The organism is Polaromonas sp., from assembly GCF_013817205.1.
Taxonomy (GTDB): Bacteria; Pseudomonadota; Gammaproteobacteria; order Burkholderiales; family Burkholderiaceae_C; genus Polaromonas.
The window spans coordinates 1-10,866 of record NZ_JACDDD010000105.1; the positions used below are offsets into that span (position 1 = coordinate 1).

General features: G+C 63.9%; 9 protein-coding genes. 5 read left to right on the plus strand and 4 right to left on the minus strand.

Annotated elements, in window-relative coordinates:
- Positions 1 to 195: 195 nt before the first annotated feature.
- Positions 196 to 1,377: a class I SAM-dependent methyltransferase gene (locus H0W47_RS17195; protein WP_296926602.1), complete on the minus strand. Its 1,182-nt coding sequence runs from the start codon at positions 1,375 to 1,377 to the stop codon at positions 196 to 198.
- Between the two features lie 148 nt (positions 1,378 to 1,525).
- Between H0W47_RS17195 and H0W47_RS17200 the strand changes: the two genes are divergently transcribed.
- Both H0W47_RS17200 and H0W47_RS17205 read left to right on the plus strand, forming a co-directional pair.
- Positions 1,526 to 2,107 (plus strand): DUF1236 domain-containing protein, encoded by a 582-nt coding sequence (locus H0W47_RS17200; protein WP_296926604.1) that lies wholly within the window; start codon positions 1,526 to 1,528, stop codon positions 2,105 to 2,107.
- A gap of 233 nt (positions 2,108 to 2,340) precedes the next feature.
- Positions 2,341 to 4,125 (plus strand): 7TM diverse intracellular signaling domain-containing protein, encoded by a 1,785-nt coding sequence (locus H0W47_RS17205; protein WP_296926606.1) that lies wholly within the window; start codon positions 2,341 to 2,343, stop codon positions 4,123 to 4,125.
- Between the two features lie 92 nt (positions 4,126 to 4,217).
- On the opposite strand, the gene H0W47_RS17210 is transcribed toward H0W47_RS17205, so the two are convergent.
- From H0W47_RS17210 to dapF, 3 genes are read right to left on the minus strand one after another with little or no spacing between them, the layout of a single operon-like run.
- On the minus strand, positions 4,218 to 5,213 hold the full coding sequence (locus H0W47_RS17210) for a tyrosine recombinase XerC (RefSeq protein WP_296926608.1): 996 nt from the start codon (positions 5,211 to 5,213) through the stop codon (positions 4,218 to 4,220).
- 11 nt (positions 5,214 to 5,224) lie between these two features.
- Positions 5,225 to 5,923: a DUF484 family protein gene (locus H0W47_RS17215; RefSeq protein WP_296926610.1), complete on the minus strand. Its 699-nt coding sequence runs from the start codon at positions 5,921 to 5,923 to the stop codon at positions 5,225 to 5,227.
- 39 nt (positions 5,924 to 5,962) lie between these two features.
- On the minus strand, positions 5,963 to 6,850 hold the full coding sequence (dapF, locus tag H0W47_RS17220; protein WP_296926612.1) for a diaminopimelate epimerase: 888 nt from the start codon (positions 6,848 to 6,850) through the stop codon (positions 5,963 to 5,965).
- A gap of 51 nt (positions 6,851 to 6,901) precedes the next feature.
- On the opposite strand from dapF, the gene H0W47_RS17225 reads away from it, so the two are divergent.
- From H0W47_RS17225 to H0W47_RS17235, 3 genes are all read left to right on the plus strand, one after another.
- Positions 6,902 to 7,453, plus strand: coding sequence for a carboxymuconolactone decarboxylase family protein (locus tag H0W47_RS17225; RefSeq protein ID WP_296926614.1), 552 nt, complete (start codon positions 6,902 to 6,904; stop codon positions 7,451 to 7,453).
- 2 nt (positions 7,454 to 7,455) lie between these two features.
- Positions 7,456 to 8,739, plus strand: coding sequence for a lytic murein transglycosylase (locus H0W47_RS17230; protein WP_296926616.1), 1,284 nt, complete (start codon positions 7,456 to 7,458; stop codon positions 8,737 to 8,739).
- A gap of 278 nt (positions 8,740 to 9,017) precedes the next feature.
- Complete coding sequence (locus tag H0W47_RS17235) at positions 9,018 to 10,670, plus strand: MBL fold metallo-hydrolase (RefSeq protein WP_296926619.1); 1,653 nt, start codon at positions 9,018 to 9,020, stop codon at positions 10,668 to 10,670.
- Positions 10,671 to 10,866 lie beyond the last annotated feature (196 nt).

The window sequence follows — 10,866 nt, forward strand, 5'->3', positions numbered from 1 at the left end:
TCGCCTCGGTGCTCCTGCACCATACGGACCGCGCGTTCGCGTACTTCGGGGGAAAACTTGTTTGATTTCTTCATGGCTCCATCTTCTCAAAGGTTGGAGCCTCCTCAATTCCCGGGGCGATTCAGGTAGAGCGGCAGCGCAAAGCTCAGCCCTTTGCCCGTCCTTAAAGGGCGAAGTATCAATTTGATGCATAACTCATTTTTTTAGCAGCACCAGGCCCTTCAGGTATTCGCCTTCCGGGAAATTCACCGTCATGGGGTGGTCGGGCGCGCCGCCCAGGCGCTCGGTGATGAAGGCGTCCACCCCGGCGTCGATGCCGGCTGAAGCCACAATTTTGTGGAACAGGTCGGCACTGATGCCGCCAGAACAGGAATAGGTGAACAGCACCCCGCCCGGCGCCAGGATGGACAGTGCAATGCGGTTGATGTCCTTGTAGGCGCGCGCGGCGCGTTCAGCGTGGGCCACCGTCGGCGCGAACTTGGGCGGGTCCAGCACAATGGCGTCAAAGCTCCGACCCTCCTTGTGGAACTGCCGCAGCGAGGCATTCACATCGGCATCCAGCATGGTGGTGCGGGCCGCGTCGAAGCCATTGAGCGCCACATTGGCCGTGGCGCGCTCTATTGCCGGTCCGGAGGAGTCAATCGAGGTTACATGCGTGGCGCCGCCGGCCAATGCCGCCACCGTGAAGCCGCCGGTGTAGCAATAACAGTTAAGCACGTCCTTGAACTGCAGGCGGCGCGCATGGTCGGCAAACCTGCGGCGGCTGTCGCGCTGGTCCAGGTAAAAGCCGGTCTTGTGGCCTTCGGCAACGTCCAGGCTGAGCTTCCAGTCATGTTCGCTGATGATGATGCCGGTCTCACCCGAGCCTGCTATCCAGCCTGTTGCCTCCGGCAGGCCTTCCAGCGAGCGCACGCTGGCGTCAGAACGCTCATACACGCGCGTCAGCCCGGTTGCTTGTAGCAGGGCGTCAACGATCACGCCTTTCCAGCGCTCAGCCCCGCAGCTTGAAAACTGCGCCACCAGGGTGTCCGCATAGCGGTCGACTACCACGCCCGGCAATCCGTCGGATTCGCCGTGGATCAGCCGACAGCCGTCACTTTGAATGTCAAAATGGTCTCTGGCCCTTATGCCTTGTGCGATACGCGCTATGAAAAACGAAGCATCGATCCGCTCATTTTCGTTAAAACTCCAGGCGCGGGCGCGGATTTTTGAGGACGGGCTGAAAGCCGCCCAAGCCAGAAATTGCCCTGCACTGCTTTCAACACGCACGGTTTCCCCGGCGTCAGCCCCGCCGCTGGCGATGGCACCATCAAAAACCCAAGGGTGACGGCGTAACAGGGACTTTTCTTTACCAGGTCTCAGGCGCAATGTTTTCATGGCCGTATTGTCGCGTCCGGGCTGAAGGACCCCAAACCGCTACGCAAAGCGCGTCCTTGTCCTACAAGCCGCGGTCAGCCCGACTTCTGTCTGAAACGTTGATTGGGAGCAAAGAATATCTTTGTTCATCATTCAGGAGTAAAAAATCATGACCCGTTTTAACGTATCCAGTCGCCTTATTGCGTTGGCCATCTCCGCAATTTTTGTTGCCGGCCCGGCTCTCGCCAAAGGCAATGACGACGACCACGGCAAAGGCAAAGGCCAGGGCAAAGGTCAGGACAAGCACAGCCAGAAGTACGAAAGCAACGACCACGGCAAGGGCAAAGGCTCGGACAAGCACAGCCAGAAATCCCACAATAAGCAAAAAGATGTTCAGAAAGCCGAAAAGCAAGAACGTAAAGACATTGAACAAGGCAAGTATTTCAACGACCAGCAGCGTACTTCCGTCCGCCAGTACTACGCCACCCAGTACAGCTCGGGCAAAAAATGCCCCCCTGGCCTCGCTAAAAAGGATAACGGTTGCATGCCTCCCGGCCAAGCTCGCAGTTGGGCGGTTGGCCAGCCCATCCCGCGTAACGTGACTGTTTACTCGGTCCCCCAGCCCGTGATGCTTCAGCTGCCTGCAGCACCGACCGGCTACCGTTACGCCCGGGTTGGCGATGACATTGTGCTGGTAAAACAGCAAAACAACCTGATCGTTGACATCATCCAGGGCCTGTTCGGTCGCTGAGCGTCTGCCTCGTACGGTTCAGCAGCCCAAGTGGGTCTGCTGAACCAAACCCGGCATTACGTGCCGGTGTGACTTTTCAAGAGGTTGACGCTGCACCAGCGGTCGTCCTGCACCCCTCCCTCCATCCATCCCTCCCCTCCAGGTTCAGCTTCGCTGAATGCACTTTGAGCCGGCATTGGCGCGCGCTTACAGGGCTCTTACCTTCCGCCCTGCAGATTTGCGACAATCACTTGATGGATTTTAGCCGCACTTCGACGCATCTTGCCGACACCAACGGCCGACAGACAGTCCTGCGGCGCTGGCTCGCCTGCGGGCTGGTCCTGCTGCTGGCGCTCGCCGGCCAGACAGCACATGCACGCACCGTGCTTGAACTGGACCCCGTGCAACAACCTGTGACCCTGGCAGACTGGGGCGATTACTGGATAGACCCGACCGCGCAAAAAACCGTGCAGGACATCGCAACCGATGTCGCCCCGCCCTGGCAGCCGACCCTGCCACGCAACATCTACCCGCTGCAGCCGCGGCAGGCGCTGTGGATCCGCTTCACCGTGCCACCAGCCCCCGACGCGGAGCGCTGGCTACTGGAGATACCCTACCCCGCGCTTGACCGGGCCTCGCTGTACACGCTGGACCGAGCCGGCCTCTGGCGCGAGCAGCGCGCGGGCGACCTGACGCCGGTTAACCAATGGTCCACGCCGCACCGCCACCCCTTGCTGGTGGTCAACTTCAACGCCGAAGAGCCCACGCATTACATGCTGCGTCTTGACAACGTGCAAGGCTTCAGCGCGCCCATCCGTTTTGTCAGCTCGGGGCATGTGCTGCGCAGCGAGCAGCGGGTTTCGCTGTTTCTTGGCGTGTATTTCGGGTTGGCGCTGCTCGGCCTGGTGGTCGGGCTTGTCGGCGTGATCGTGCTCGGGGACCGCGCCTATCTTTATTACGCGGTCTGCTCCGCACTGGTCGGCCTGACCCAGGCGGCCATCACCGGCGTGGCGGCGCTGCATCTCTGGCCCGATTCGTCGCAATGGGCAGACCGTTCGCTGGTGGTGCTGGGCGTCTGGATGCTGATGGCGCTGCTGGTGCTCAACGCCACCATCGTGTCGCTGGGGCAGCGATCACGCCCGCTGCACCTCCTGGTCTGGGCTGTGGTGCTGGCCGGGGCAGCGCTGTCGGCTGCGCTTTTGCAAACAGACAGCGCGCTGCGTATCGCGTTGGTCGTGCCCTACCTCGTGCTGGTACCGATCCTGATGTTGGGCGTCAACCTATGGGCCTGGCGCCGCGGTGATCGCTTTGGCGGCTGGCTGCTGCTGGCCGCCGCGCCTCTTGCCGTCAGCCTGGCTCTGGCCATAGGCCGCTACCTGCAGTGGCTGCCTTTGAGTTTTGTGACCGAACAGGCGGTACTGGCCAGCATGGCACTACAGATGCCCTGCATGCTCGCCGTGCTGGTGCTGCGCAGCCAGCACCGCCGTGAAAACACCCGTCGCATCCAGGGGCTGGACCGGGTGGACCCGGCCTCCGGACTGATCAACGAATCGGTATTTGCCGAGCGCCTGTCGCGCATGATTGCCCGCTCAAGGCGGCTCAGGCACCAGGGCGCGGTGTTGATGATCGACCTGGTCAACAGCGAACAGACCCAGCGCGATTTCGGTCGCAAGGCCGCGCAGGACCTGCCCTTGCACGTGGCCGAACGTCTGCTCTCCACTGCGCGCGACATCGACAGTGCAGCGCGCCTATCCGAGCACCGTTTCGCCATGCTGGTGGAAGGCCCGTTTTCTGCCGAGGAGGCCGCCACGCTGGGGCCGCGCATCGTCGCACGCTGCCTGATGCCTTATCAGGGCCTGCCTATCGATTGTGTGGCCCAGGTGCGGGTGGCCTATGCCCTCGTGCCCCGCCAGGGCCCGACCGCCGAGATTGCGCTGACCCGGCTGGCACAAAAGCTGGCCGCCGTCGCACCCCAGAGCAAACGTGCGGTGTTCATGCTTCCCGACTACATAGCCCCCACGGTCACTCACCCAGTGTAGTTCCCTGCCCTCCGAGGGGGCCGCTGCGCCTGCGGACTGGCAGAGCCGGACCCGCGGCCCCTGCTTGGATGAAGAGCCTCGCCTGCTCCTGCTCAAGTCTTGTTTTTTGCTGCCGGCTTGATCCCCGCCACCGTCGCACGCGGATGGGCGGCGTCGTACACTTTTGCCAAATGCTGGAAGTCCAGCCGCGTGTAAACCTGCGTGGTGGTGATATTGGCGTGGCCCAGCAGTTCCTGCACGGCGCGCAGGTCGCCGCTGGACTGCAGCACATGGCTGGCAAACGAATGCCGCAGCATGTGCGGATGTACGGGCGTCGCCAGCCCGGCCTGCAGTGAGCGTTGTTTGAGCCGCACGCGGATGTGCTGGGGCGTCAGGCGCGCGCCACGCTGGCTGATGAACAGTGCCGCATCGTCCTTCGCCCAAGCGCTGCGTGCGGCCAGCCAGGCCTGCAGCGCCGCCAACGCCTTGCTGCCTACCGGCACGCTGCGCCGTTTCGAGCCTTTGCCGAGCACATGCGCTTCTGCGGCCTGCAAGTCAATCCAGCCGCTGGCCTGGGTGCTGGCCACCACGTCCAGACCCGTCAGCTCGCCGATGCGCAGTCCGCAGCCATAAAGCAACTCGGTGATGCACTGGTCACGCGTGAGCAGCACCGGGTCGTCGCCGTCCGCGCCCTGGAACGCCGCCAGCTGCACCGCTTCATCGACACTGAGCGCCTTGGGCAGCGGTTTGGCCGCCTTGGGCGCGCGCAAATCCTGCACAGGATTGCTGGCCACCAGGCCCTCGCGGCCCAGCCAGGTGTAAAAGCCGCGCCAGCCCGAGAGGATCAGCGCGATGCCGCGCCCGCTGCGGCCGCCGCCGTGCATTTGCGTGACCCAGCGCCGCATGTGGAGGTTCTGTACGGCACTGAGGGCAACACCGGCCTGTCTACAGTTCGTCTGGAGCTTGGCCAGGTCGAGCGCATAGAGCTCAACGGTGCGCTGCGCCAGGCGCTTTTCGACGCGCACATGTTCGAGGTAACGCTCGACCAGCGGATCGTTGTCGGGAGCCGGCCCGGCGGCCCCTTCAACGCTGGCATCCGCCTTGGTCATGCCTTGTCTGTTCAGTCAGCCATGGGCCGCAGGCGCGACAGCGCCGCGCCAGCCAGCTCGCCGATGCGTTCCAGGAAGTCGGTGCCCATGGCGCTGCTAAAACGCTCGGGGTCGGGGGACGCCAGCACCAGCATGCCGAAGGCCTGCGGGGATTTTCCGGGCCGCAGCGGGATCAGCGCCACCGACATGGCCTGCGCTGGATCCGGCAACCAGTTGACGGCCTCGAAGCCCGAATTGACGCCGCAATAAGGCGCGGCCAGCGAGGAAGCAAAGGTTTGCGTGTCTTCGCTGACGCCAGTGGAGAAATCTTCCATCGAAAAAATGCCGTTGACGTGCCAGACCTTCACCGCCGCCTGCGGCACCGCAAAGCGGGCCTGAATCTCGCGCACGATGGTGTCGGGCAGGTCGCGCGCATGGGCCGTCAGCAGCAGGTTCAGGGTGCACTCCTGCAGCTTGTCGGCGATGGCGACGTTTTCATTGCCATGGCGGATCATCTCGACCACCCTGGACTCCAGTGCCTTGATCTTGTCGCGCAGCATGCCGGCCTGGCGTTCCTGCAGGCTCACCGCGCGCGCGCCATGGCCGCTGGACAGCTGCACCGTCGCCAGCAGCTCGGCGTGGCGCTCGAAGAAGTCGGGCGTGTTGGCCAGAAAGTTGGCGATGTCGTCTTCTGTGATCGGGTTCTGGATCGAGTGTTCGCTTGGGTTCATGTTGTTGGTGTTTCCATTAGGTCGACAAAATCTGCAGGTTCAAAGGTGGTCGGGAACTTCAATCGAGGCTTCAAACACCGTGGTGGCCGGGCCGGTCATCAGCACCGGCGCGGGCTTTGCATCCCCCCCACCCTGCCAATCGATGGTCAGGGTTCCGCCATGCGTGATCACATCCACGCGGGCGTCCAGCAAGCCCAAGCGTATGCCAGCGACCACGGCGGCGCAAGCCCCGCTGCCACAGGCCAGGGTTTCGCCGACGCCACGTTCATAAACGCGCAGGCGGATCTGGCTGCGCGAGACGACCTGCATGAAGCCGGCATTGACGCGGCGCGGGAAACGCGCGTGGCCTTCGATCAGCGGCCCGTCCTGAAGCACCGGCGTGGCCTCCACGTCGTCCACCAGTTGTACCGCGTGCGGATTGCCCATGGACAATACCGCTATCAAAACAGGAGCTGCTTGCGCCCGTCCCGAAAGGGCCAGAGGCCATTTTTGCCATGAACTCACGGCTTCAGGCATCAAGCCAGCCGCATCGAAGGGCACACGCGCCAGATCGAAGATGGGCGCGCCCATGTCCACGGTCACGCGGCCGTCGGCCTGCATACGCGGCTCGATCACGCCCGACAGTGTTTTGACGCGCACCGTGTCCTTGGTGGTCAGCCCCTGCTCGCGCACAAAACGCACAAAACAGCGCGCGCCGTTGCCGCACTGCTCCACCTCGCCTCCGTCGGCGTTGTGGATCACGTATTCAAAGTCGATGCCGGGCTCGCTGGCCGGCCGCACCGACAGTATTTGGTCGGCGCCCACGCCGAAGTGGCGGTCCGCCAGAAAGCGGTACTGGCCGGGCGTGAGGTTCAGGCGGCCTGCGGTCTCGTCGAGCATGACAAAATCATTGCCCGCCCCCTGCATCTTGGTAAATCGGATCAGCATGCCGCATTATCCGCCGGGGCCGCAGCCACCCCGCACGACAGAAGGACAGCCATGCGCATTCCCGACTGGACCCCCGCCCTGAAACCCCAACCGCAGGACCTGGTGGACGCCATCCTGAAACGGCGCGGCGGCGCCCTGATCAACCTCGACAAGGCCCTGCTCTGGAGCGAGCCGCTGGCGCGCGGCTGGAATGTGTACCTGGGCGCCGTGCGCACCGGCCTGCCGACCAACCGCAAGCTGCGCGAGCTCGGCATCTGCACGGTGGCCCTGCTGACCGGCGCGGCCTATGAATACAAGCACCATGCGCCGGACTTTTTGACGGCGGGTGGCAGCCAGGCCGAACTCGATGCGCTCAACACTGTCGTCAAGGCAGATGCCCGCGCCTCAGCCGATCACCCGGCTCTTGGCGCCGTCGAACAACTGGTGGTGCGTTACGCCGCGCAGATGACTGTCGACGTGAAAGTCAGCGACGACGTATTTGAAGGCCTGCGCAAACATTTCAATACGACCGAACTGGTCGAACTGACCAGCGCGATTGCCACCTACAACATGGTGGCGCGTTTTCTGGTGGCGCTGGGCGTGTCGCCGGAAGAGCATGAGTAGGCATGCAACAAACACGTTCCCGTTTTCCCGTGGCCGCCTTCCCCAGGCTGGCACCAACACTGCTGATGATTTCCGCGCTGGCGGCCGGCGCCGCCACGCTTTCGGCCAGTGCGCAGACGCCGCAGGGCAACAGCAGCCCCGCGCCAGCCACAAGCAGTGACGCCGAACGTGACCAGCGCTTCGCGCGCTGGGTCGCCGACTTCAGTACCGGCGCGCGCACCGCCGGCATCAGCGAGGAAACGCTGCGGCTGGCATTCGCTGACATCCGTTTCATCCCGCGCGTCACAGAACTCGACGGCGCCCAGCCCGAGTTCACCCGCGCAGTCTGGGACTACCTTGACAGCGCGGTCTCGGCGCAGCGCGTGGTGCGTGGCCAGGACCGGCTGCTGCAATCACGCCCTGCGGTGGATGCCGCAGCGGCACGTTACGGCGTGCCAGCAGAAATCCTGGCGGCGATCTGGGGCTTGGAGAGCAACTACGGCAGCAACACTGGCGACATCCCGACGATTGACGCCCTGGCATCGCTGGGTTTCGAGGGCCGGCGCGAGGCCTGGGCGCGCAGTCAGCTGCTCGCGGCTCTCAAAATTCTGCAGAACCGCGACATCAGCCGCGCGCAGATGATCGGCTCCTGGGCCGGCGCCATGGGCCAGACGCAGTTTTTGCCGTCGAACTTTCTGGCCTATGCGGTCGATGCCGATGGCGACGGTCGGCGCGACATCTGGGGCAGCCTGCCGGATGTGATGGCCTCGACCGCCAACTTCCTCGCACGCTCGGGATGGCAGGCGGGCCAGCCCTGGGGTATGGAAGTGTATTTACCGCAGGGCTTCGACTACGCCCTCGCCGATGCGGCCACGCGGCAGCCGGCTTCGGCCTGGGCAGCGCTGGGCGTGCGGTCTGGCAGCGGTGTGCCCCTGCCCCCTCTGGCCGACAGCGCCATCCTGTTACCAGCCGGCGCGCGTGGGCCGGCTTTTATCGTCGGTCCCAACTTCCGCACCATACTGCGCTACAACAACTCGACCAGTTATGCGCTCGCCGTCAGCCTGCTGTCGCAGGCACTGGCCGGTGTCCCGGCAGTGCAAGCCGCCTGGCCGCGAGACTTGCAGCCTCTGTCACGCAGCCAGTTGATGGCGCTGCAGACAACGCTGAATGCCCGCGGCTTCGACAGCGGCACCCCAGACGGCATGATGGGCCCGGCCACGCAAAGCAGTATTCGCCGCTATCAGCGCAGCGTGGGCTTGGCGGCGGATGGGTATCCGACTTTGGAGTTGTTGCGGGGACTGCAGTGATATTGGCTGCGCGATTCGACGTTGACGCTGTCGGGCACAAAGCAGTCACCGCAAAGCGGCTACCTCCTGCTGCGTTTTCTCGACGAGCTACCAGTTGGCCCACTCGATGTGGCGCACAGCGCCCACAGTGACGGCCAAGGCGGTTGGGCTCACCAATGTTTTATGGTGAAGTGAGGGGCAAGCATCCACAGGGCGCGCGCTAAAGGTCATTGAGTCGAACACCGGGCATGCCAACGATCATCCCGACGGGTCGACTCACTTTCGCGCAAAATCAGCCCATGGTCCGACCTTCTCAACTCCTGTATCCGCAACGCGAACCCGCGCCCACCCGCCCTGCTGCCACCGTGCTGTTGCTGCGCGACAGTCCCGCAGGTATCGAGGTGCTGATGACCCGGCGCTCGATGACCGCGAGTTTTGCGCCTGGTGCCTATGTCTTCCCCGGCGGCGGCATCGACGCAGCGGATGCCGCAGCACATGCGCACTCAACCCGGCGCCCAAGCCAGAGCGGCCTGCACCTGACGCAGGCGATCGCCGCTATCCGCGAAAGTTTTGAAGAGCTCGGCGTGCTGCTGGCCCGCCATGCCGACGGCAGCCATGCCACCACGGCCGACATCGCGGCGCTGGACCGCAGGGCGCCGTTTGCCGCGCAATGCCGAGATAAAGGCTTGGTGCTGGCCGGCGAGCAGGTGTTTGTTCTCGCGCACTGGGTCACCGACCGCGATCTGCCGCGTCGCTTTGATGTGCCTTTCCTCGTCGCGCGCATGCCGGAAGGCCAGGAGCCGGTGGCCGATGAAAGCGAGCAGTTCGAGCCCTGCTGGGTGCGACCAGCCGACGCGCTGGCGCGGCACAAGGCCGGCGGCTTTTTCATCATCTTCCCGACCATACGCACACTGCAACGGCTCAAGCCTTTTGCGACGGTTGATGCCGTGCTGCAGGCCTGCGCCGAAAACGAGCAGCCGTTGTGGACCTCGTGCCCGCGCGCCGGTTTTCTGGAAGGCGCCGAGGCCCGCTACATGGAACATGAAGCGCCGTATGGCGAACTCGCGCTGACCAGCCCCGACGGGCAGATGGTGCACACGCTGGACTGGCAGACGGCGCAACCGGTTTCGCTCTTGAAAAACGTGATGCGCCTGACCGCACCCAACCCCGGCGTGATGACCGGCCCCGGCACCAACAGTTATCTGGTCGGCGACCCGCACACCGGCTACATCGCCATCGACCCGGGACCGGCCGACATGGATCACCTGGAGCGGCTGTGGCGCGCAGCGGGCGGCGACATCCGCATGATTGTGTGCACCCACTCACACGCTGACCACTCGCCCGGCGCCAAACCGTTGCAAGCGATGTGCGACACGCCCCCACCCATCCTCGGCCTGCCATCGGCCCCCACTGCGCGCGCGGCCAGCCAGTTCACGCCCGACCGTTCGCTATCAAATCAGGAGCTGCTTGCGCTTGCTGGACAAGGGCTGGATGGCGAAATCACTCACACCCTGAAGGTCGTCCACACCCCGGGCCATGCCGCCAACCACCTGTGCCTGGTGCTGGTGGAAGACGGCATCCTGTTCAGCGGCGACCACATCCTCAACGGCAGCACCACGGTGGTGGACCCACCCGACGGCAACATGCACGCCTACCTGGAATCGCTCGACGCCCTCAGCGCTGCCTGTGACGAACACTGCATCAACTTCATCGCACCAGCCCACGGCTACGTGATCGGCGAGGCGAAGACGGCGATTGCCCAACTCAAAGCACACCGCCTCAAACGCGAAGCCAAGATCGTCGGCGTGATGCAGGCGCAGCCTCAAGGCTCCACGGACGACTGGGTCAAACTGGCCTACGACGACGTGGACCCGCGCATCTGGCCGGTGGCCAAACGTTCGCTGCTGGCGCATGTGGAGCGGATTCACGCGCAGGGTTTGTTTAGTTTGTAGGGCGTCTAAGAACTTATCCGTAAATAAATGATAATCACTTTCCATGCGCGAGTGCCGCGGTTGGAGTTGTGATGGCAAAAGCCAAATCCTGGGAAGTGACTGACAAATTCTGGCAACGTGTTGAGACGTTGATCCCTCAGCGTAAACGCGTAGAGAGTCAAAGCTATAGCCGTAAAGCTGGCGCAGGCCGCAAGCC